This window comes from Sphingomonas horti (assembly GCF_009753715.1).
Taxonomy (GTDB): Bacteria; Pseudomonadota; Alphaproteobacteria; order Sphingomonadales; family Sphingomonadaceae; genus Sphingomonas_B; species Sphingomonas_B horti.
The window spans coordinates 142677-162188 of sequence record NZ_WQMS01000016.1; the positions used below are offsets into that span (position 1 = coordinate 142677).

Here is a 19512-nt window from a genome sequence, read left to right on the forward strand (position 1 = left end):
ACCCTTCAGTTTCGAGACAGACACATGAATATCGACCTGATCCCGTGCGGCGACGAGCCGCCGCACAACCTCAACGTCATCATCGAAGTGCCGGTCGGCGGCGAGCCGGTGAAATATGAGTTCGACAAGAAGTCGGGGGCCCTGTTCGTCGACCGCATCCTGCACACGCCGATGCGCTATCCTGCGAACTACGGCTTCATTCCGCACACACTGTCGCCGGATGGCGATCCGCTCGACGCGCTGGTCGTCGCGCGCTCGCCCTTCATTCCCGGCTGCGTGGTCCGCGTCCGCCCGATCGCGGTGCTGATGCTGGAAGACGAAGCCGGCGGCGACGAGAAATTGCTGACCGTCCCGGTCGATGACACCTTCCCCTACTACACCAAGGTGGAAGAGCGCAGCGACCTGCCCGAGATCGTCGCCCAGCAGATCGAGCACTTCTTCACCCACTACAAGGACCTCGAGGCCAAGAAGTGGGTCCGCATCGGCCATTGGGAAGGCGCCGAAACCGCGCGCCGGATCGTGGTCGAAGCGATCGAACGTGCGAAGGCAGCGAAGGGCAATTGAACCGTCACCCCGGCCTTGAGCCGGGGCCTACCTTTTTTTGCGCACGAGAAGAGAAGGTGGGTCCGGGGTGACGGCGGGTTACATCACCGTGGCGCCATCCGGATCGCGCCGTCCAGCCGCACATCCTCGCCGTTGAAATAGCCGCATTCGATCATCGTCAGCGCAAGCTGGGCATACTCGTCCGGCCGGCCGAGCCGTTTCGGGAACGGCACCGAGGCGGCGAGCGCATCGCGAACGTTCTGCGGGGCGGCGGCGAGCAGCGGCGTGTCGAAGATGCCGGGCAGGATCGTGTTGACGCGAATGCCTTCGCTCATCAGATCGCGCGCGATCGGCAGCGTCATGCCGACCACGCCACCCTTGGACGCCGAATAGGCCGCCTGGCCCATCTGCCCGTCCTCGGCCGCGACCGACGCGGTGTTGACGATCGCGCCGCGCTCGCCGCTGTCCAGCGGCTCCAGCGTCAGCATGCCCGCCGCCGACTTGGCGATGCAGCGGAAGGTGCCGACCAGGTTGATCTGGATGATCCAGTTGAACGCATCCAGCGGGAAATGCTTGATCGAGCCGTCTTCCTTGGAGCGGCTGGCGGTCTTGATCGCGTTGCCGACGCCCGCGCAATTGACCAGGATCCGTTCCTGCCCGTGCGCTTCGCGGGCCTTGGCGAAGCCGGCGTCGACGCTTTCGTCCGATGTCACGTTCACTTCGCAGAACACGCCGCCGATCTCGCGCGCGACCTCCTCACCCTTGCCGGCCTGAAGGTCGAAGATCGCGACCTTCACCCCCTTCGCCGCCAGCGACCGCGCTGTCGCCGCGCCGAGGCCCGAGGCGCCGCCGGTTACGACCGCGGCGATGTCACTTCCCAATTTCATTCTCATCTCCCCTTCTCCGCTCGCTTCGAGCGTAGTCGAGAAGCGTATCTCGACTACGCTCGATACGAACGGTCTCTCTTGTCGGTTGAACCCTTAGAGCCGCTCGACGATCGTCACGTTGGCGACGCCGCCGCCTTCGCACATCGTCTGCAGCCCATAGCGGCCGCCGCGTGCCTTCAGTGCGTTCAGCAACGTGGCCATCAGCTTGGTGCCCGAGGCGCCGAGGGGATGGCCGAGCGCGATCGCGCCGCCGTGCACGTTCAGTCGCTCAGGATCGGCTCCGGTGTGTTTCAACCAGGCGAGCGGCACCGGCGCGAACGCCTCGTTGACTTCATAAAGGTCGATGTCCTCGATCCGAAGCCCCGCCCGCTTAAGCGCCTTGTCCGTGGCGAACAGCGGCTCTTCCAGCATGATCACCGGATCGCCGGCGGTGACGGTCAGATTGTGTATGCGGGCGAGCGGCGTCAGGTTGTGCGCCTTCAGCGCCGCTTCCGAGACGATCAGCACGGCCGATGCGCCATCGCAGATCTGGCTGGCGCTCGCGGCGGTGATCGCGCCGCCTTCCTGCAGCAGCTTCACGCCGGCAATGCCCTCCAGCGTCGCATCGAAGCGGATGCCTTCGTCGACCCGGTGCAGTTCGGTGCCTTCGGGCGTCTCGATCTCCAGCGCCACGATCTCCCTGTCGAAGCGGCCCGCTTCGGTCGCCGCCTTGGCCTTCTGGTGCGACGCGAGCGCGAAGCGGTCCAAGTCCTCCTTGGCGAAGCCGTGCTTCTTCACCATCATCTCGGCGCCCATGAACTGGGACCATTGGACGCCCGGATATTTCGCCTCCAGCCCCGGCGACTTGTAGGTGCCGAGCCCTTCCTTGGCGTGGAACGCGACGGTTGAGCCCATCGGCACGCGCGTCATCGATTCGACGCCGGCGGCAATCACCACGTCCTGGGTGCCGGACATGACCGCCTGCGCCGCGAACTGGATCGACTGCTGCGAGGAGCCGCATTGCCGGTCGATCGTAACGGCGGGCGTGCGCTCGCCCAGATGGTTCGACGCCAGCACCGCATTGCGGCCGACCTGCACTGCCTGCTGGCCGCCCTGCATCACGCAGCCCATGATCACGTCCTCGACCGCGCCGCCGTCGACGCCAGTCCGCTCGACCAGCGCGTCCAGCACCGAAGCGGCCATGTCGACCGGATGCCAGCCGGCGAGCTTGCCGCCCCGCTTGCCGCCCGCGGTCCGCACTGCATCGACGATATAGGCCTCGGCCATCCCAGAACTCCCATTGTCCGTGTGCGCCGATGCATCGCGCATCGCCGCATCCCGGGCAAGCGGGAATTTACGTTTACGTTAGGGAGAGGCCCATCACTGGATCGTGGGCAGCGCCTTGCGGCAATCATCGGCGCATTCGCGGCACATGGTCGCGCACAGCTTGCAATGATCGTGGTCATGCTTGTCGCATTCCTCAGCGCAGAACTCGCAGGCGCGGATGCAGGTCTCCACCTGCGCGCGGAGCATCGCGATGTTCTGCCCGGCGCGACGGACCGCCATTCGCGACGTCGCTGCGCAGATATCAGCGCAGTCCAGGCAGGTGCGGATGCACTGCGTCATGTCCATGTCTTCGGCGATGCATGCATCCGCGCACGAGGTGCAGAACAGGGTACAGAGCATCGCATGCCGGGCGGCAGTGGCGAGCTCCGCATTGACGTTGCCGGCGACGTCCGGGTGAAGCGCGATCATTTTCTCAAGCGACATTGCGATCCTCCTCGCTCATCCAACGATCCAGGCCGGATCGAGTTGATTGGCAAGGCGGAACGAGCGCCCTTATGACAAGGGCATGACTGTCGCCGAAGCCGTGCTCGCCCGCCGTTCCGTCCGCGGGTTCCTGGACAAGCCGGTCGATCCGGCGCTGATCCGGCGGCTGGTCGAGCTCGCCGCGCGGGCCCCGTCCGGCGGCAACCTGCAGTCCTGGCATATCGACGTGGTGGGGGGCGCCGCGCTGGCCGCATTCAAGCGCGAGATCGCCGCGAAGATCATGGCCGGGGAGCGCGAACAACCCGCCTACGACATCTATCCGCTGGAGCTCGACGATCCGTACCGCACCCGGCGGTTCGAGATCGGCGAGGCGATGTACGGCCATGTCGGCATTCCGCGCGAGGATCGGCCGGCGCGCCGCGCCTGGTTCGCGCGCAACTTTGCGTTCTTCGGGGCGCCGGTCGCCTTGTTCTGCACCGTCGGCCGCGGCATGGGCCCGCCGCAATGGTCCGACCTCGGCATGTATCTGCAGACGCTGATGCTGCTGATCGTCGACGCCGGCCTCGCTTGCTGCCCGCAGGAATGCTGGGCGATGTATCCCGAGACAGTGACGCGGTTCCTCCGAACCCCGCCGGAACGGATGCTCTTTTGTGGCATGGCGATCGGCTACGAGGACCCGGACGAGCCCGCCAACCGCCTGCGCAGCAGCCGTGCGCCGGTGCAGGAATGGGCGAGCTTCAGGTTCGACTAGCGGCGATCATCTCGTCGATGGAGACGAACTTCTCCCGTGGGCTGCCGTCGCGGGCGCGCGCGGCCTCGGCGGCCTCGATCTTCTGCCAGTCGCGGAAGGTGACGACGTCCGCGCCGCGGGCAGCGAGCAAGGCGTTCAATCCGTCCGGCCCCGCCTTGCCGCTGTCGTCGTTCGTGTCGGTCGCGATCAGCTCGACGACCGCATAGCCGTCCGGCCGGTTGGTGCCGATAGTGCCGGTCGGCCCGCGACGCGCCCAGCCGACACAGTACAGGCCGGGCAGGATGCGGCCGTCGCTGTTGGCGAAGCGTCCGCGGCCATGTTCGTACGGCACGCCCTCGATCGGCGGAGTCTTGTAGCCGATGCAGCTGACCACCAGCGAGGCCGGCACGGCGTAGGTCTCTCCGGTCGGCACCGAGCGCAGCTCCGCGTCGAGCCTCGTGCGCGCGACGATCACCCGCTCCGCGCGCCCGGCCCGCCCTTCGATCGCGACCGGCATCGCGAAGAAGTCGAAGTCGATCGTAACCGGCTTGCCGGTCGGGGGAGTCGCGGCGAAGTCGCGCAGATGACCGACCGACTTGCGCATGCCCGGCTCGAGCAAGGCGTCGTCGCCCGCGGCCGGAAAGTCGGAAAGGTCGACGCGCGGCTGCGCCCGTTCCAGATGCCCCAGCTCGCCCAGTTCCTTCGGTGTCATCGCGATCTGATGCGGCCCGCGCCGGCCGAGCAAAGTGATGCGGGCGATCCGCGACACCTGAAGCGCGTCGAGCGCGTGGGCGGTGATGTCCGACCCTTCGAACTCCGCGCGCGTCTTGGAAAGAATGCGGGCGACGTCGAGCGCGACATTGCCGTTGCCGACAACCACCGCTCCCGGACCCAGAAGCGGCGGGTCGAGGTCGACGAAATCGGGATGGCCATTGTACCAGCCGACGAACGCCGCCGATCCCACCACGCCAGCGAGGTCGCTGCCCGGGATGTCCAGTGGCCGGTCGTGCGGTGCGCCGGTCGCAAGCACGACCGCGTCGTACAGCGACTGCAACTCCGGGATCGAGACGTCCTGTCCCACCGTCACGTTGCCGACGAACCGCACATGCGGAGTCAGCGCGACCTGCTCGTAGCGTCGCGAGACGGCCTTGATCGACTGGTGGTCGGGCGCGACGCCGAAACGGATCAGGCCGTAAGGGACGGGCAGCCGGTCGATCAGGTCGACGCACACGCCGTCACCGAACGCCTTCAACGTCGCTTCCGCCGTATAGAAACCCGCCGGACCCGACCCGATCACCGCGACGTGGCGCATTCCGCTCTCCCGCCCTATGGCATCGGATGCTAACGGGACGGCAGGGGAGCGCAAGCCCGCTCGCGGTCGAACGAATCGGGGCGTTCGTCGCGAAGCCGGTCGGCGGCGTGGCGCGCGGTGATAGGGGGACGGCGGTGAGACCGTTGGAAGCGCTGGCCGTGCTGCTGGGCCTGATCAATATCTCGCTGATCGTCCGCCGCAGCGTCTGGAATTACCCGTTCGGGCTGGCGATGGTCGCGATCTACGCGTGGATCTTCGCGCAGCCTGACGTGCGCTTGTATAGCGATGTCGGGCTGCAGGCCTTTTTCTTCATCGTCCAGCTTTACGGCTGGTGGAACTGGTTGAAATCCGAAGCCCAAAGCGGCGAGGTCGAGGTGCTGCTGCTCTCCGCCGGCGGCCGCATCGGCTGGATTGCGGCAATTACGGGGGCGACGCTGGTCTGGGGCGCCGTTATGCACCGCTACACGAGCGCCGCCCTGCCCTGGTGGGACGCGTTCATTGCGATGACGAGCGTTTCGGCCCAGCTCCTGATGGCCCGGCGCTATCTGGAGAATTGGGTCTTGTGGATTGCTGTCGACGTGGTCGCGATCGGCGTCTATGCGGCCAAGGGTCTGATGCTGACCGCGATACTTTATACAATGTTCCTGATCCTGTCAGGCGTCGGACTGCTGAGCTGGCGCAAGGCGCTGCTGGCTGAACGCGGGGCGATGCCGGCATGACCCGCACCATCTGTCTGCATGGCCCGGAAAGCACCGGCAAGTCGACGCTGGGCCCGCGCATTGCGAAAGCGCTCGGCGGCCTTTACGTGGCCGAGTTCGGCCGGACCTGGTCCGAAGCCAAGGGCATCGGCTTCACCATGACCGACCTGATCGCGATCGCGAAAGGCCATATGGCGGCGACCCGCGAGGCGCTGAATCGGCGCCCGCCCTGGCTGGTGCTCGACACGGATCCGCTGATGACCGCGGTCTGGGCGGACATGCTGTTCGGCGAGCGCGATCCCTGGTTCGATCGCTTCACCGACACGGCCGATTTCTACCTGATGTTCGACATCGACCTGCCCTGGGTCGCGGACGGCACGCGGATGTTTGGCAGCGAAGAGCTGCGCAGGAAATTCTTCGACCTGTCGCGCGCGGAGCTGGAGCGGCGCGGCCTGCCTTGGGCGCTGGTCGGCGGCCAGGGCAATGCGCGCTTCGACAATGCCATGAAGGCGATCGGGGAAGCCGCCGAGCGCGGCTGCTTCCCCGACGATGTCCGGCGCGCGACCCGTCGCGACGTAGGCTAGCGGGCCTGGGGCGCCGCCGCCGCCGCATTCTCCGGCAGGCCGCCCAGCTGCGTCACCAGCTTGGTATAGGCGTCGAGATAGGCGAGCACGATCACCTGCCCGATCTCGGTATTCTGGTAGCCGCCCCCGCCGGCCGCGGCGAAACCGCCCCACCAGCCGGCGCCGCCGCCGCCCGCGAAGCTGACGTCCGACTTGCGGGCATAGCCTTGGGTCAGTGCTTCTTCCTCGGTGGTACGGGCATTGACGATCGAAAGCGTCACGTTCGCTTCCGATTTCTTGACCGAAATGCCGCCGAGGATCGAGCCGAAGGTCGAGCGGCCGAGGAAGCCGCCGAGCGCGCCGCCGAGCCCGCCGCCCCCCGAATTCTTGTTCGAGCTGACGATGTCCGGCTGCAGATAATAGTCGGCGGTCTTCACCTGGCCGCGGCCCAGGTTCGAGCCGGCCTGCAGCTCGCCCGAATCGGCCATGGCGCGCTCAAAATTGCGGCTCGCCATCGCGCGGCCGCGATTGACGATGGTGAAGCAGCCAGACTGCTGGACGAACACCTTCAGAATCGCTTCCGGGCTGCCCAGGTTCAGCTCACGCCACCATTGATTGTCCGGCTCGACGATGGCGACGGTGCCGAGCTTGCGGCTGCAGACCGGGATCTGGCGCTCGCCCCGTTCCTGGTCGCGGCGCCCGGACGAGGCGCCCTTCGTGGTGCCGTCCTTGTAGGTTCTGCCCGAAGATGAGGTCGCCGTCTGGGCGGCGGCCGGCGTGGTCGCGAGAATGGTCGCGGCCGCGAAAATCGAAATCAGGTTGCGCACTTCAAAGTCTCCCTAAACCCAGGCGCTTGGTCCGAATCCGGATGCGCCCTAGCGCGGCCGAAGCCACGGGCGTGTGACCCCAGTCACAGGTTTTGCGATGTGCGACCCCTTTTGTTCGACGATACTGCAGAAGCGGCTGGATTGCGACGCTATTCTGGCTCGACCTCGGCCAGTTCGAGGAAGCGTAGCGCATTGGCCGTAGCGGCGCCCCCGGCCGTGTTGTCGAACACCACCCAAACCTCCGGCGCCGCTCCGCGCACGCGTTCCGCCCACAGCCGGAGCGCGTCCTCGTCATAGGCAGACCAGTAAACGCGCGGCGAGCCATGCAGCCGGAAATAAGCCAGGCCGTGCCAGCCGCCGGGCATACTCGCGTCCGCCAACGAGCCGGGATCGGCCGCAACCCGGGCGACGCGGTGCTTCGCGAGCAGAGCGTCGGCGGCGGGCGTGAACCAGCTCGGGTGCCGCGGTTCGCAAACGAGTGCGCCGGTCAGGGCGTTGCCGGCATCGGCGAAGAAGGCCGCCGCCAGGCCGGCGTCGAACGCCAGGCTTGGCGGAAGCTGCACGAGGGTGGGGCCGCGTTTTCCATCCAGCGCCGCGATCTCCGCCGCGAAGGCCGCGAGCAGATCGCCGCAGCCGGCGAGGCGGCGGACGTGCGTGATCGCCTTCGGGAGCTTGACCGCGAAGCGAAAGCCCGCAGGCACGCTGTCGGCCCAGCGCGCGTACGTCGACGGCCGGTGCGGCCGGTGGAAGCTGGAGTTGATTTCCGTCGCGCTCAGCCGCGCAGCATAGCGCTGCAATGCGCTGCCCTCGCGCGGGAAACCATCGGCGGCAGCGCGCGGGATCGTCCAGCCCGCAGTCCCGATGCGCCACGCCGTCATGTCCGAATGACGCGCGGCATGCTTCCCCCGTTCCCCGCCCCCTGCTAACGGCCCCGCGACATGACCGACCTTTCCCGCATCCGTAACTTCAGCATCATCGCGCATATCGACCATGGCAAGTCGACTCTGGCCGACCGCCTGATCCAGCGGACCGGCGGCCTGTCCGACCGTGAAATGTCCGCGCAAGTCCTCGACAATATGGACATCGAAAAGGAACGGGGCATCACGATCAAGGCGCAGACCGTGCGCCTGGACTGGAACGGCTATGTCCTGAATCTGATGGACACGCCGGGCCATGTCGACTTCGCCTATGAAGTGAGCCGCTCGCTCGCCGCTTGCGAAGGCGCCCTACTGGTTGTTGATGCCGCCCAGGGCGTGGAGGCGCAGACGCTGGCCAATGTCTATCAGTCGATCGAGCACGACCATGAGATCGTGCCCGTCATCAACAAGATCGACCTTCCCGCCGCCGAGCCCGAAAAGGTGCGCGCCGAGATCGAGGAGATCATCGGCCTTGACGCGAGCAACGCGGTGCTGGCGAGCGCCAAGTCCGGCATCGGCATCGACGAAGTGCTGGACGCGATCGTCGCCCGGATTCCCCCGCCCAAGGGCGACGCCGGCGCGCCGCTCAAGGCGATGCTGGTCGACAGCTGGTACGACCCGTATCTGGGCGTCGTGATCCTGGTGCGCGTGATCGACGGCACGTTGAAGAAGGGCCAGCAGATCAAGTTCATGCAGGCCGGCACCCAGCATCTGGTCGACCGGGTTGGCGTGTTCCGCCCCAAGATCGAGCACCTGCCGGAGCTCGGCCCCGGCGAGATCGGCTTCATCACCGCCCAGATCAAGGACGTGGCGCAGGCCCGGGTCGGCGATACGCTGACCGACGCCCGCCGCCCCGCCGATGCCCCGCTGCCCGGCTTCAAGGAAGTGCAGCCGGTCGTGTTCTGCGGCCTGTTCCCGGTCGACGCCAATGATTTCGAGAAGCTCAGGGAATCGATTTCAAAGCTGCGCCTGAACGACGCCAGCTTCAGCTTCGAGATGGAGACGAGTGCCGCGCTGGGCTTCGGCTTTCGCTGCGGCTTCCTGGGGCTGCTCCACCTGGAAATCATCCAGGAGCGGCTGACCCGCGAATACGACCTGGACCTGATCACGACCGCCCCCAGCGTCGTCTATCGGCTCAACCTGACTCGCAGTGCCGGCGAAGCGGAGGCGCGCACGATCGAGCTCCACAACCCCGCCGACATGCCGGACCCGAACAAGATCGATACGATCGAGGAGCCGTGGATCGAGGCGACCATCTATGTGCCCGACGAATATCTGGGCGCGATCCTGAAGCTGTGCCAGGACCGGCGCGGCATCCAGAAGAACCTCACTTACGTCGGCGGCCGTGCGCAGCTGACCTACGAGCTGCCGCTGAACGAAGTGGTGTTCGATTTCTACGACCGACTGAAATCGATCAGCCGCGGCTATGCGAGCTTCGACTATCACCAGATCGGCTATCGCGAGGGCGACCTGGTCAAGATGTCGATCCTGGTGAACAACGAGCCGGTCGACGCGCTGAGCATGATCGTCCACCGTGGCACCGCCGAGACGCGCGGCCGCGGCATGTGCGAACGGCTGAAGGACCTGATCCCGAGACACCTGTTCAAAATCCCGATCCAGGCCGCGATCGGCGGCAAGGTAATCGCCCGCGAGACGATCGCCGCGCTGAGGAAGGACGTGACGGCCAAATGCTATGGCGGCGACATCACGCGGAAGCGCAAGCTGCTGGAGAAGCAGAAAGAGGGCAAGAAGCGGATGCGGGAATATGGGTCCGTGCAGATTCCGCAGGAGGCGTTCATCGCGGCCCTGCGGATGGGGGATGAAAGCTAGGCGCCAGCTTCACCGGTCCAAGCGGTCGCCCAGGCCCGGCTTGACCTTGGTCTTCGCGGCGTGGCGGGAATCGGAAAGCGAAAACGGCGCGGGAGCAATACCCGCGCCGTTCCTTCACCCCCGTTGGCCCAGCGACCCGGGCGCTCTTTTATCAGGCGTAGACGACCGTCGTCGACCGCTGGCGGCGGCGGGCGACGCCGCCCACCAGCCCGAAGCCGGCGATCATCATTGCCCAGGTGGCGGGCTCCGGCACCGCGGTCAGCACCTGGCTCTGGCTGGTCGCCGAATGGAACAGCTTCAGCGAGCCGCTCTGCGGGGTGCCCCAGGCGCCGCTGGTGATCCCGTCCAGATAGGTCATGGCGAGCGCGCGGGCGCCGTCGCTGTTGCCGCCGGACGAGCGGAAGGTGCCGGTCGCAAAGCCGTAGCTGCCGGTGTTCTCGTTGACGATCTCCCAGGTGGCGAGCTGGATCGCGGCGGTCGCCTCCGTCTTGTTCGACGCGTGCGCGATCACCGCGTTTGCGTTGCCGATCAGCGTCAGCAGCCGCGTCTGCTTGGTCGCATCCGGGATCAGCGCGCCGATCGGCAGCACGTCGAACGTCGCGGGAACCGTCAGCGTGTGGAAGATGTCGATGCAGTAGGTGAGGAAGCTGGCGGTATCGCCGCTCCCCTGCTCCGTGCCCGTCAGGTTCAGCCGGCCGATGCCGACGTTGAGGCTGAGATTGGTGGGCGTGTACTTGATGTTCCCGGTCAGCGAGCCGGGCGCGAAGCTGTAGCCGGTGATGGTGTAGGCGGCGGCCTGGGCGCCGCTCGGCACGGCGGCGGCAAGCACGGCCGCGGCAAGCAACGAACGCATCTTCATAATCGCGACTCCCCTATGCAACACGCCCCCTTGTGGCGCATGCGCAGGCCCAGCGCGGGAGAGGGTTATGGTTAACGCTGTCTCAATCGGGGACTGTGTCGGGACGGGACGGGCTGCGGCGTTCGACGTGGCCGCGGTGCGTGCGCTGCTGGTCGCGGCGGCGCGGGAGCGGCGCGCGGTCTCCTATTCGGAGATGCTGGCGGGCCTGGGCCACCGCTTCACCCGGCCGAAGATGCGGGCGCTCTGCGCGGTGCTGGGGCGGATCGACGAGGCCGGCGCGGGTGCCGGAGAGCCGGAGCTGGCAGTGTTGGTGGTGCGCGAATCGGACGGGCTGCCCGGCCAGGGTTGGTGGGTGGCGCGGGCCGATCCGCTCGGCCATGAAGGCGACTGGACCGGGCCGCAGGCACGCGCGCTGGTCCGCGAGCTGCAGGGACAGGCCTTCGATTATTGGGAGGAGCGCGGATGAGCTTTCGGGGCAAGCGAGTGTGGATCACCGGCGCCTCGTCGGGAATAGGTGCAGCGCTGGCTGAAGCGTTTGCGGCCGAAGGCGCGCGGCTGGTGCTGTCAGGCCGGCGGCGAGACGCGCTGGCCCAGGTGGCGGCACGGGTGCAGCCGGACGCCGCGATCCTGCCGTTCGACGCTACCGACTGGGCGGCGCTGCCGCGCGTCGCGGCGGAGGCCGGCGTGATCGACGTGCTGGTCAACAATGCCGGGATCAGCCAGCGCAGTCTGGCCGTCGACACGCGGCCCGAAGTGTATCGCACGATCGTCGAGACCGACCTGCTGGCGCCGATCTGGCTGACCCAGCTGGTGCTGCCCGGCATGGCGGCCCGCCGCTCCGGCCACATCATCGGCATCAGCTCGGTCGCCGGGCGGATCGGGACGGTGCTGAGGACCGGATATTGCGCCGCGAAGCACGGGCTGATCGGCTATCTGGACGCGCTGCGTGCCGAGGTCGAGCAGGCCTATGGCATCAGCGTGACGACGGTGCTGCCGGGATCGGTGCGCACCCGGGTCGCGGCCAACGCGCTGCTGGCCGACGGCTCGGCGCGCGGCGCATCGGACCCTAACATCGAGGCTGGCATGGACCCGGCGGAATGCGCGCGGCGAATCCTGGCCGGCATCGCCGCGGGAGAACGCGAAATCCTGGTTGCGCAAGGGGCGGAAGCGCATGCCGCGGCGCTGCGCTTCAGCGATCCCGAGCGGCTGTTCGACATGCTGGCCAGGGAAGGCGCGCGCCTGGCGGCGGAACGCGAGCAGGGAGGGCGGCCGGAGCCGGCCCCCGTCAGCCGGACGATCGCCTAAGCGACGGGGCGGGCGAGGACAGGCTCGCGGCCGGCCGGGATCAGCGCGATCTTGCGCGTGCCGCACCAGAGCTCGCAGGTCTCGTCAGGAAATTCGGTGCGCGCCCCGGCAATCGCGGCGGCATCGTCCGCCGCCTCGAATTCGTGGCGACGCTGGATGCGACCCTTGGGGTCCAGGCAGTAAAGCTTATACTCGGCCACGCACAACGACCCCCCGACAGCGGTCTTACTAGCACAGGCCCGACCGCGAATCTGTCCGCCAGCCGACATAAGGATATGTGATCGAACGCACGGCAGAAGCCGCACGCCGTGTTAATGGCGTCCTGACAAGGGAGGTTAATGCGATGAGACCCATATGGATGCTGATCGCGGTGCTGGCCATGCCCGCGGCGGCCGCGGCGCCGATGCCGCGCTGGGCGGCGGTCGGAACGGGGGCCGGCGGCGGCGCGATCGAAATCGACCGCGCCTCGCTCACCTGGCGGGCGCAGCAGCGCGTCTGGTGGCGCATCCGCTATGTGCCGGCCAAGCGCGACGGCACGGTCGAAGAGCGGCATCTGGAGCTGATCGACTGCCGCAGCGGCGAATCAGCTGTGATCGAAACGGTGTCGCTGAACGGCGCCGGGCAAGTCATCGCCAACCAGCGCGACGGCGAGGAGCTGGCGATGCAGCGCATCAACCCGCCGACACCCGGCACCACCGGTGAAACGGTGGTGGAGGGCGCCTGCAGGCTGCGGCCGCCACCTCCTCCTCCGCCCCGCAAAAGGCGCTGATCAAGCCGGCGCCGGTTCGCGCCGGGCCGGCAGGAAGCGCGGGTTGCGGAGCAGGGCCGCCGAAACCAGCGATACCAGCACGCCGACCGGGAAGATTTCCGCGAACGTCATCGGCAGGCGGAACAGCGGGTCCGCATATTGGGCGGCGAACGCCTTCATCTCGGCGGCATAGCGGGCGAGCTCGGCCGCGCTGGCGCCCGACGCCTTCTTGTCCGCGATCAGCGCCGCCGTGTAGCTGTCGATGAAGCCGGACACCGTCGTCGCCTGGGCGAGCTCCCACGCCAGTACGTAGAAAATGCCGGCAACCGCGCTGATGCCGAGTCCCATGCCGAAGGCGGGCCAGAAGCCGATCACGCCGCCGCCGGCATCGTCGCGCTGCCGCTTGATGCCGACAAAGACCAGGCTCAGCGCAATCAGCATCGTCGTGTAGCCGATCAGCATGCCTACGGCGCCGTGCGGCATGCCCCAAGGCGCCGCGGTGGTGGCGTAGAGCATGGCGCCGACCGCCAAGCCGGCCATGGTGCCGTAGATCAGGATTCGCTTCAGCATCGCACCCTCCCCTTGGTGAGTGGCCGAGGATGCGCCGATCGCCGGCGGACGCAATCGCCCGAATGGGTGATTTGGTCGCGATCGCCCGAAAAAAATCAGCGCAGCAGGCCCAATTCGCGGGCGCGGGCGATCGCTTCGGTGCGGCGGCGAGCGTCGAGCTTCTCGAGCAGCCGCGCGACGTGCGTCTTCACCGTGTTCGGCGAGACGTGGAGCATCGCCGCGATTTCCTTGTTCGAGCGGCCGTCGGCCAGTTGGCGCAGCACAGCCATCTCGCGCGGGCTGATGCCGAGCGCGGCGACGGCGAGCGGGTTGCCGTCGAACGGAGCGGCACGCGGCGCGAACAGCCGGACGCCAATCGCGACGCCGAGCGCCAGAAAGGCGGCGGCGATCAGGAAACCGTAGAGCTCCCCGGTGCGGGTGCGGGCGAGCCGCTGATAGTCGAGCCACTGCAACGCGAAGGCGCCGGCGGCGAGCAGCGCGCCATAGGCAAGGATCCGCTTCAGTGCAGGCAAGGCCATGACGCAGGCTAGCGCCGGTGCGGCGCGTGCTCAATTGGGGTTGGGAAGCGGCCCAGAGGGTGATGCGGCATGACCTGCATCGGTTCGCCCCACGATCCGCTCGAATTGACCTAACCACCACCCGCGATGCCACGCACGTTCATGTGCCCGCAAGGTGGAGGTGCGCGATCAAGCCTGCAGCCGGGCGGAAGCTTAAACCACGCACGCCCGGCACATGAACTTCGGAGGAGTCGCGCAATGACTGTCATGTCCAAGAGTCCAAGAGTTCTCCTGCCGCTTGCCTTGCTGGCCGGGTCGGCTTCGGCGAGCCTGGCCCAGCAGCCGCAAGAGCTGCCAGAGGCCGACAGCGCTGTAACTGTAAACGGCTCGCCCGCGCTTGATGCGGCTGCGATGGCCCCGGGGCCGGAGATCGAAGGCATCATTTCCGCGCGCAGCCGGGACACGATGAAGATCACGACCGCCGACGGCAGCGACACGGTCATTGCCTTCAACGACGCCACCCGGATCAAGAGCAGCGGTGGGTTCCTGGGCCTCAACCGCAGCAAGCTGACCGCGGACGCGCTGCTCAACGGCCTACCCGTCACCGTCAAGACGATGCAATCGGGTGGTGTCCTGGTGGCGAGCCAGATCGATCTGAAAAGCAAGGACCTCAAGGCCGCCTCGATGATCCGGAACGGCACCGACCAGCGCTTCGGCGAACAGGGTGCGGCAATCGCGCAGAACGCCGCGGCAACGGAGGCACTGCGCGGCCGCATGGGGGATATCGACCAGTATAACGTCAAAAGCACGACGAACGTGAACTTCGATACCGGCAAGGCAGCGCTGTCCGCTCAGGCAAAGAACGATCTCTGCGCCACGGCAGCAGCGGCCGACGCGATGGATAACGCCCTGCTGCTCGTCGTGGGCTACACCGATTCGACGGGAAGCCAGGAATTCAACCAGCAGCTGAGCGAAAAGCGCGCGGGCAGCGTCGTCAACTACCTTCAACAGGCCTGCGGCTGGAAACCTTATCGCATGCTGACCCCCACCGGAATGGCCGAGTCGGACCCGGCGGCGAGCAATGACACCGTCGAGGGCAAGGCACAGAATCGCCGCGTCGCGGTGAATATCCTGGTCAGCAAGGCCGTGGACGGCATGTGAGGCGCCGGGGTGGGCTTTGCCCACCCTCGGTTCCCGCCGGGGAAGCGTCGATGGCCGCCCTCCACCCGTTGCGGGCGCGGTGGTTGTCGTTACTATCCCGGCGATGAAGACCTGGCTGCTGCCGCTGCTGGTTCTGCTTCAGCCGCCCGCTGCGATGGAGGGCGGCTTGCCGGCCGGCAAGGTCTCCGCGATAGATTCGGCCGTTCATCGGGTGATGGCGCGCACCGGCGCCAAGGGACTGGCCTTGGCCGTGATCAAGGGCGGGCGCGTTCGCTACGTGCAGGCCTATGGCGTGCGCGATGCGGCGGGCGATCCGCTGACTCCCGACACGGTCATGTACGGCGCCTCGCTGACCAAGACCGTGTTTGCCTATTCGGTGCTGCAGCTTGTCGACCGCGGGACGATCGCGCTCGACAGGCCTCTCGCCGATTATCTCGACAAGCCGCTGCCGGACTATGACACCGAGGCGATCTATCCCGGCAAATACGGCCCCTATCGCGATCTGGCCGGTGATCCGCGCTGGCGGCGGATCACCGCGCGGACGGTGCTGACCCATTCCACCGGCTTTCCCAATTTCTGGTGGGACGAGCCGGACCAGAAGCTGCGCATCCATTTCGATCCGGGCACGCGCTACAGCTATTCCGGCGAGGGCATGATCCTGCTGCAGTTCGTGATCGAGAACGGGCGCAAGGACATGGGGCTCTGCCTCGACCTGGGCGCGCTTACCCAGTCGAGCTTCACGCGACTGGGCATGGCCCGCACCAGCCTGATGTGGCGCCCCGAATTCCGGCCGAACCTGGCCGACGGGTTCAACGATCACGGCGCAGCGGTTCCGCACGACGAGCGGTCGAAGGTCCGCGTCGCCGGATCGATGGACACGACGATCGCCGATCTCTCGAAGTTTGTCGCAGCCCTTGTCCGAAACGAGGGGCTCAGCGCGAAAGCCTATGCGGAGATACTGAAGGCGCAACTGCCGATCGGAACGGCGCACCAATTTCCGAACTTCGCGCCCGAGCTGCCGGTCTCGCGCCGCCACAAGAACCTGGCCGCCGGCCTCGGCGTGATTGTCTTTAGGGGGCCACAGGGTCCCGGCTTCTTCAAGGGCGGGCACGACGAGCAGACCGCCAACATGATGGTCTGCATCGAACGGAGCCGGAGTTGCGTGCTGCTGATGTCGAACGATGTCCGCGCCGAAGCGGGCGTCGGGGAGCTGGTCAAAGCGGTGCTGGGCGACACCGGCGTGCCGTTCGACTGGGAATATGGCGACCACGCCGGGAAGTCGTGACCGCCAAACCACGCCCCATCAGAACCAGCTGATCACCAGCGTGGCGGTGCACAGGAACGTGATCGCCGTCGTCGCCCAGCCGAGGAAATTGGTCCAGCGGCTGTTGGTGCGCGCGCCGACGACGCGGCGGCTGTTGGTGAGCAGCATCATCAGGAACAGGAGCGGCGGCACCGAAAAGCCCTGGACGATGCCGGACCAGACCAGCGCCCGCATCGGATTGAAGCCGAGGAAATTGAGCCCCATCGCCAACACGGTCACCAGCGCGATCACGCCGTAGAACAGGCGGTTGTCACTGGGATCGTCGTGCAGGCTGCCCTGGCGGCCGAGGCCCTGGACGATATCGTAGGCGGCGCCGGTGGTCATCACCGGCACGGCGAGGAAGCCGACGCCGATCACGCCGGCCGCGAACAGGTATTTGGCGGCGTCGCCGGCGAGCGGCTCCAGCGCGGCGGCGGCCTGGGCGGCGGTCTCGATCTGGTGCTGGCCGGCCGGGTGCAACGTCAGGCCGGTGGCGAGGATGATGAAATAGAGGATCAGGTTGGAAAAGATCATGCCGGTCAGCACGTCGCGGCTGGTCCGCTTCATCTCGCGCCGGCTGGCACCTTTACGCTGCCACAGCTGGCGGCGGCCGATCGCGATCTGCTCCTCAACTTCCTGGTTTGACTGCCAGGTATAGATGTAGGCGGAAAGCGACGTGCCGATGCAGGCGACCACCAGCGCCAGGAACTCGGTATCGAAGTGGATGCGGGGCAGGAAGGTCGCGCGGAGCACCTCGATGGGGTCGGGCCGCGCCATCACCGCGGCGGCGACATAGGCGAACAGCACCAGCGCGAGCCAGCGGAACATCGCGCGGATCAGCGTGTAGGAACCGAAATACTGGACGCCGTAGATCAGCGCGGCGGCGGCGACCACGATCGCGGGGATCGGCACCGGCACCAGCAGGTTCAGCGCAGAGGCGATGCCGCCCAGGTCCGCCGCGGCCTCGATGATGTTGCCGGCAAAGGCCAGCACAACCATCGGCACCAGCACCCAGCGCGGGAATTGGTCGCGGATGCAGGCGAACAGTCCCTTGCCGTACACCTGCCCGACCTTCGCCGACAGGTAGGTGACGACGTACATCATCGGCAGCAGGACGGGGGCGATCCACAGGAAGCCGAGCCCGTAGCGCGCGCCCGCGCTCGCGTAGGTCCCGATCGCGGAAGGATCGTCGTCGGCAGCGCCGGTGACGATGCCGGCGCCGACCAGCTTCAGCAGCCCTGGAGGCGGCGGAGGCGCCTCAGCCTGGGTATCCGATTCCAGCGGTTCTCGGATCGGGCGGTTCACGAGGCCTCGCACGCTACGACGAGACGCTGAACCCCCGACCGCTATTCGGGTTCAGGAATCAGTCGAGCTTCTTTTGCCGGGTGGCGTCGGTGACGTCGCGGTCATGGCCGCTCTGGTCGCTGAAAAAGGCCGCGGCGAACAGGCCGCAGCCAACCACGACCGACAGGAACACGCCCGCGATCGTCGCGACGACCATGTGGGCGCGCAGCGGTCCGAACAGCGACAGGTACCAGAGCGCGGCGGCGGCTAGGATGATTCCGCCCAGCGTGATCCACATCATCTTCCGCTTGAATTCGGCCACCGCCTGTTCGCGCGTCGGCACCGGGGCGGACCCGCCCCCTGAGCGCTCGTCCGCGCCCGGTTCCCTCATCGACATTGCTTACCTCCACCCGCGCTCGAACCGGTCGGCCCCGCGCGGCTGCACCTTATATAGGGAAGCGGTCGTTGCCGACGAAGCCCAAGCGGGTGATTCCGGCGCGTTTTATTTCGGCCAGCACCGCGTCGAAGCGGGCGTAGCGCGCCTCGGCGGCGGATTCGAGCTGAAGAACGGCGTCCGGCCGCGCGGCTATCGCGCGCAGCCGCGCTGCCAGCGCAGCGCCGCTGATCGGCGTGCCATCCCAGCGGAGCGTGCCATCGGCGGCGATCGCGAGGCGGTGCGCTTCCAACTGTACCGGCGGCCCGGGACGCTGCCGGGGCAGGTCGACGGCGACCTTGTCGGTCTGCGCCGGGATGGTCAGGATGAACATGATCAGCAGCACCAGCAGCACGTCGATCAGCGGAGTCGTGTTCATCTGCGCGAACGGCCGGAATTCGGGGGCAGCAACAAAAGTACGGCGCATCCCATCCTCCCTCAATAATTAATGTGATAACATCACATCACTAACCAATGCGCAAGCGCGATCCTTCGCCTTTCCTTAAGCAGTTCCGTTTATGCCGGATCGCATGAAGCTGATCACGTCCATGTCGATCGCGCTGGCGTTGACCCTGGTCTGCGACCGGGCGTTCAATCACGGGATGCTGACGGTGAAGCTGTTCGACACCACCGCCAGTGCCCGCGACTGGGCCACTCAGAGCGGCGAAGAGATCGCGCAGACCTTCACCGGCTTCAGCTCCTGAGGCCGGTTCCGGCCGCAGCCGGCGTTCAGCGTTTTTCCCGCGGCTTGCGGTACTTGTCGTGGCAGGCGGAGCACGTCTTGTCGACCTGGTCAAGAGCGGCCGTATAGGCAGCTTTGTCGTTGGCGGAAATGGCGGGGGCGAGCGCGGCGGTGGCGGTGACGAACGACCGCGCGGCCGCATCGAAGCCGGCGCGATCGGCCCAGACCGCTGGCAGCGCCTCGCTGGACGTCATGTCGCTGCCCGGCGGGAACATGCCTGGCAAGGCTTTCGCCCAGGCGTCGAGCCCGCGTGCGGGGAAGCCGGCGCGCTTCAGATCCTCGGCCCCGGCCTGCGCCTTCAGCGCGGCGAGCGTGACGCCGGACATGGCCATCGCCGCGCGCCGCGCCGCGACGACCTGGTCGGCTGGAACCGAGAGGCCGCCGCGCGGCGCCGCGCGCGCCGTGCCGAACGCCGCGAATATGCCGATCGCAATGCCGATGACCGCGCCCGCCTTCATGCTGCCCTCCCAGTATTCCCGCCCGGTCTAGCGGTCCTTTCGGCTGTGGAAAACCGGCCATTTTGCTTCCGTTTCGAGACGCCGCTTCCTATATGC

The 19512-nt window shown here is 67.2% G+C and carries 25 protein-coding genes; 11 read left to right on the plus strand and 14 right to left on the minus strand.

What is annotated here, in order from left to right:
* Window positions 1–24: 24 nt before the first annotated feature.
* Window positions 25–564, plus strand: coding sequence for an inorganic diphosphatase (ppa, locus tag GON01_RS13470; protein WP_157027892.1), 540 nt, complete (start codon window positions 25–27; stop codon window positions 562–564).
* 83 nt (window positions 565–647) lie between these two features.
* Here ppa and GON01_RS13475 read toward each other — a convergent pair whose 3' ends face one another.
* The 3 genes from GON01_RS13475 to GON01_RS13485 form a co-directional block, all read right to left on the minus strand.
* Complete coding sequence (locus GON01_RS13475) at window positions 648–1430, minus strand: SDR family NAD(P)-dependent oxidoreductase (RefSeq protein WP_157027893.1); 783 nt, start codon at window positions 1428–1430, stop codon at window positions 648–650.
* Between the two features lie 93 nt (window positions 1431–1523).
* The gene (locus GON01_RS13480) at window positions 1524–2696 is read right to left on the minus strand and encodes an acetyl-CoA C-acetyltransferase (RefSeq protein WP_157027894.1); all 1173 of its coding nucleotides are present in this window, start codon (window positions 2694–2696) and stop codon (window positions 1524–1526) included.
* A gap of 93 nt (window positions 2697–2789) precedes the next feature.
* Complete coding sequence (locus GON01_RS13485; protein WP_157027895.1) at window positions 2790–3179, minus strand: four-helix bundle copper-binding protein; 390 nt, start codon at window positions 3177–3179, stop codon at window positions 2790–2792.
* 82 nt (window positions 3180–3261) lie between these two features.
* Between GON01_RS13485 and GON01_RS13490 the strand changes: the two genes are divergently transcribed.
* Window positions 3262–3930: a nitroreductase gene (locus GON01_RS13490; protein WP_157027896.1), complete on the plus strand. Its 669-nt coding sequence runs from the start codon at window positions 3262–3264 to the stop codon at window positions 3928–3930.
* On the opposite strand, the gene GON01_RS13495 is transcribed toward GON01_RS13490, so the two are convergent.
* Complete coding sequence (locus tag GON01_RS13495) at window positions 3917–5221, minus strand: FAD-dependent oxidoreductase (protein WP_157027897.1); 1305 nt, start codon at window positions 5219–5221, stop codon at window positions 3917–3919. The two genes, GON01_RS13490 and GON01_RS13495, sit on opposite strands and share 14 nt — an antisense overlap.
* A gap of 134 nt (window positions 5222–5355) precedes the next feature.
* Here GON01_RS13495 and pnuC point away from each other — a divergent pair, with 134 nt between their 5' ends.
* A complete protein-coding gene (gene pnuC / locus GON01_RS13500) occupies window positions 5356–5940 on the plus strand; it encodes a nicotinamide riboside transporter PnuC (RefSeq protein ID WP_181599976.1) in 585 nt (194 codons plus the stop codon).
* Window positions 5937–6503 (plus strand): AAA family ATPase, encoded by a 567-nt coding sequence (locus tag GON01_RS13505; protein ID WP_157027899.1) that lies wholly within the window; start codon window positions 5937–5939, stop codon window positions 6501–6503. Before pnuC ends, GON01_RS13505 begins: the two co-directional genes overlap by 4 nt.
* Here GON01_RS13505 and GON01_RS13510 read toward each other — a convergent pair.
* Both GON01_RS13510 and GON01_RS13515 read right to left on the minus strand, forming a co-directional pair.
* Entirely contained in the window at window positions 6500–7309 is an 810-nt protein-coding gene (locus tag GON01_RS13510) for a CsgG/HfaB family protein (RefSeq protein WP_181599977.1), read from the minus strand. The two genes, GON01_RS13505 and GON01_RS13510, sit on opposite strands and share 4 nt — an antisense overlap.
* A 149-nt stretch (window positions 7310–7458) precedes the next feature.
* Window positions 7459–8187: a DUF72 domain-containing protein gene (locus tag GON01_RS13515; RefSeq protein ID WP_157027900.1), complete on the minus strand. Its 729-nt coding sequence runs from the start codon at window positions 8185–8187 to the stop codon at window positions 7459–7461.
* A gap of 60 nt (window positions 8188–8247) precedes the next feature.
* Here GON01_RS13515 and lepA point away from each other — a divergent pair, with 60 nt between their 5' ends.
* Complete coding sequence (gene lepA, locus GON01_RS13520) at window positions 8248–10056, plus strand: translation elongation factor 4 (RefSeq protein ID WP_157027901.1); 1809 nt, start codon at window positions 8248–8250, stop codon at window positions 10054–10056.
* Window positions 10057–10207: 151 nt separating this feature from the next.
* Here lepA and GON01_RS17070 read toward each other — a convergent pair whose 3' ends face one another.
* Window positions 10208–10915 carry a PEPxxWA-CTERM sorting domain-containing protein gene (locus GON01_RS17070; protein ID WP_232328848.1) on the minus strand — a complete coding sequence of 236 codons (708 nt, stop codon included), beginning with the start codon at window positions 10913–10915 and terminating at the stop codon, window positions 10208–10210.
* A gap of 67 nt (window positions 10916–10982) precedes the next feature.
* On the opposite strand from GON01_RS17070, the gene GON01_RS13530 reads away from it, so the two are divergent.
* Both GON01_RS13530 and GON01_RS13535 read left to right on the plus strand, forming a co-directional pair.
* Window positions 10983–11381 carry a ribose-phosphate pyrophosphokinase gene (locus GON01_RS13530; protein ID WP_157027902.1) on the plus strand — a complete coding sequence of 133 codons (399 nt, stop codon included), beginning with the start codon at window positions 10983–10985 and terminating at the stop codon, window positions 11379–11381.
* Window positions 11378–12220, plus strand: coding sequence for an SDR family NAD(P)-dependent oxidoreductase (locus GON01_RS13535; RefSeq protein WP_157027903.1), 843 nt, complete (start codon window positions 11378–11380; stop codon window positions 12218–12220). The genes GON01_RS13530 and GON01_RS13535 overlap by 4 nt, the downstream gene beginning before the upstream one ends.
* Here the strand turns inward: GON01_RS13535 and GON01_RS13540 are convergent.
* Entirely contained in the window at window positions 12217–12420 is a 204-nt protein-coding gene (locus GON01_RS13540; RefSeq protein WP_157027904.1) for a hypothetical protein, read from the minus strand. The genes GON01_RS13535 and GON01_RS13540 overlap by 4 nt on opposite strands.
* Window positions 12421–12563: 143 nt before the next feature.
* On the opposite strand from GON01_RS13540, the gene GON01_RS13545 reads away from it, so the two are divergent.
* Complete coding sequence (locus GON01_RS13545) at window positions 12564–12989, plus strand: surface-adhesin E family protein (RefSeq protein WP_157027905.1); 426 nt, start codon at window positions 12564–12566, stop codon at window positions 12987–12989.
* Here the strand turns inward: GON01_RS13545 and GON01_RS13550 are convergent, their stop codons facing one another.
* Both GON01_RS13550 and GON01_RS13555 read right to left on the minus strand, forming a co-directional pair.
* Window positions 12990–13538: a DUF4199 domain-containing protein gene (locus GON01_RS13550; protein ID WP_157027906.1), complete on the minus strand. Its 549-nt coding sequence runs from the start codon at window positions 13536–13538 to the stop codon at window positions 12990–12992.
* 95 nt (window positions 13539–13633) lie between these two features.
* Complete coding sequence (locus GON01_RS13555; RefSeq protein ID WP_157027907.1) at window positions 13634–14056, minus strand: response regulator transcription factor; 423 nt, start codon at window positions 14054–14056, stop codon at window positions 13634–13636.
* 237 nt (window positions 14057–14293) lie between these two features.
* Here GON01_RS13555 and GON01_RS13560 point away from each other — a divergent pair, with 237 nt between their 5' ends.
* A complete protein-coding gene (locus GON01_RS13560; protein ID WP_157027908.1) occupies window positions 14294–15196 on the plus strand; it encodes an OmpA family protein in 903 nt (300 codons plus the stop codon).
* A gap of 79 nt (window positions 15197–15275) precedes the next feature.
* Entirely contained in the window at window positions 15276–16481 is a 1206-nt protein-coding gene (locus GON01_RS13565; RefSeq protein ID WP_198159863.1) for a serine hydrolase domain-containing protein, read from the plus strand.
* Between the two features lie 18 nt (window positions 16482–16499).
* On the opposite strand, the gene GON01_RS13570 is transcribed toward GON01_RS13565, so the two are convergent.
* Genes GON01_RS13570 through GON01_RS13580 form a run of 3 tightly spaced genes read right to left on the minus strand, consistent with a single transcriptional unit; the run spans window position 16500 to window position 18643 of the window.
* Window positions 16500–17804, minus strand: a complete 1305-nt coding sequence (locus tag GON01_RS13570; protein ID WP_181599978.1) for an Nramp family divalent metal transporter — start codon at window positions 17802–17804, stop codon at window positions 16500–16502.
* A 58-nt stretch (window positions 17805–17862) separates the two neighbouring features.
* The gene (locus GON01_RS13575) at window positions 17863–18180 is read right to left on the minus strand and encodes a hypothetical protein (protein ID WP_157027910.1); all 318 of its coding nucleotides are present in this window, start codon (window positions 18178–18180) and stop codon (window positions 17863–17865) included.
* 49 nt (window positions 18181–18229) lie between these two features.
* Complete coding sequence (locus tag GON01_RS13580) at window positions 18230–18643, minus strand: ExbD/TolR family protein (RefSeq protein ID WP_157027911.1); 414 nt, start codon at window positions 18641–18643, stop codon at window positions 18230–18232.
* A 103-nt stretch (window positions 18644–18746) separates the two neighbouring features.
* Here GON01_RS13580 and GON01_RS13585 point away from each other — a divergent pair, with 103 nt between their 5' ends.
* Complete coding sequence (locus GON01_RS13585; RefSeq protein ID WP_157027912.1) at window positions 18747–18920, plus strand: hypothetical protein; 174 nt, start codon at window positions 18747–18749, stop codon at window positions 18918–18920.
* A gap of 25 nt (window positions 18921–18945) precedes the next feature.
* On the opposite strand, the gene GON01_RS13590 is transcribed toward GON01_RS13585, so the two are convergent.
* Window positions 18946–19416 carry a c-type cytochrome gene (locus GON01_RS13590; RefSeq protein ID WP_157027913.1) on the minus strand — a complete coding sequence of 157 codons (471 nt, stop codon included), beginning with the start codon at window positions 19414–19416 and terminating at the stop codon, window positions 18946–18948.
* Window positions 19417–19512 lie beyond the last annotated feature (96 nt).

Bases quoted from the DNA above. Each gene is read 5' to 3' on its own strand.
- ppa (WP_157027892.1), top strand. From the start codon at position 25: ATGAATATCGACCTGATCCCGTGCGGCGACGAGCCGCCGCACAACCTC.
- GON01_RS13475 (WP_157027893.1), bottom strand. From the start codon at position 1,430: ATGAAATTGGGAAGTGACATCGCCGCGGTCGTAACCGGCGGCGCCTCG.
- GON01_RS13480 (WP_157027894.1), bottom strand. From the start codon at position 2,696: ATGGCCGAGGCCTATATCGTCGATGCAGTGCGGACCGCGGGCGGCAAG.
- GON01_RS13485 (WP_157027895.1), bottom strand. From the start codon at position 3,179: ATGTCGCTTGAGAAAATGATCGCGCTTCACCCGGACGTCGCCGGCAAC.
- GON01_RS13490 (WP_157027896.1), top strand. From the start codon at position 3,262: ATGACTGTCGCCGAAGCCGTGCTCGCCCGCCGTTCCGTCCGCGGGTTC.
- GON01_RS13495 (WP_157027897.1), bottom strand. From the start codon at position 5,221: ATGCGCCACGTCGCGGTGATCGGGTCGGGTCCGGCGGGTTTCTATACG.
- GON01_RS13505 (WP_157027899.1), top strand. From the start codon at position 5,937: ATGACCCGCACCATCTGTCTGCATGGCCCGGAAAGCACCGGCAAGTCG.
- GON01_RS13515 (WP_157027900.1), bottom strand. From the start codon at position 8,187: ATGACGGCGTGGCGCATCGGGACTGCGGGCTGGACGATCCCGCGCGCT.
- lepA (WP_157027901.1), top strand. From the start codon at position 8,248: ATGACCGACCTTTCCCGCATCCGTAACTTCAGCATCATCGCGCATATC.
- GON01_RS17070 (WP_232328848.1), bottom strand. From the start codon at position 10,915: ATGAAGATGCGTTCGTTGCTTGCCGCGGCCGTGCTTGCCGCCGCCGTG.
- GON01_RS13530 (WP_157027902.1), top strand. From the start codon at position 10,983: ATGGTTAACGCTGTCTCAATCGGGGACTGTGTCGGGACGGGACGGGCT.
- GON01_RS13535 (WP_157027903.1), top strand. From the start codon at position 11,378: ATGAGCTTTCGGGGCAAGCGAGTGTGGATCACCGGCGCCTCGTCGGGA.
- GON01_RS13545 (WP_157027905.1), top strand. From the start codon at position 12,564: ATGAGACCCATATGGATGCTGATCGCGGTGCTGGCCATGCCCGCGGCG.
- GON01_RS13550 (WP_157027906.1), bottom strand. From the start codon at position 13,538: ATGCTGAAGCGAATCCTGATCTACGGCACCATGGCCGGCTTGGCGGTC.
- GON01_RS13555 (WP_157027907.1), bottom strand. From the start codon at position 14,056: ATGGCCTTGCCTGCACTGAAGCGGATCCTTGCCTATGGCGCGCTGCTC.
- GON01_RS13560 (WP_157027908.1), top strand. From the start codon at position 14,294: ATGACTGTCATGTCCAAGAGTCCAAGAGTTCTCCTGCCGCTTGCCTTG.
- GON01_RS13575 (WP_157027910.1), bottom strand. From the start codon at position 18,180: ATGTCGATGAGGGAACCGGGCGCGGACGAGCGCTCAGGGGGCGGGTCC.
- GON01_RS13580 (WP_157027911.1), bottom strand. From the start codon at position 18,643: ATGCGCCGTACTTTTGTTGCTGCCCCCGAATTCCGGCCGTTCGCGCAG.
- GON01_RS13585 (WP_157027912.1), top strand. From the start codon at position 18,747: ATGAAGCTGATCACGTCCATGTCGATCGCGCTGGCGTTGACCCTGGTC.
- GON01_RS13590 (WP_157027913.1), bottom strand. From the start codon at position 19,416: ATGAAGGCGGGCGCGGTCATCGGCATTGCGATCGGCATATTCGCGGCG.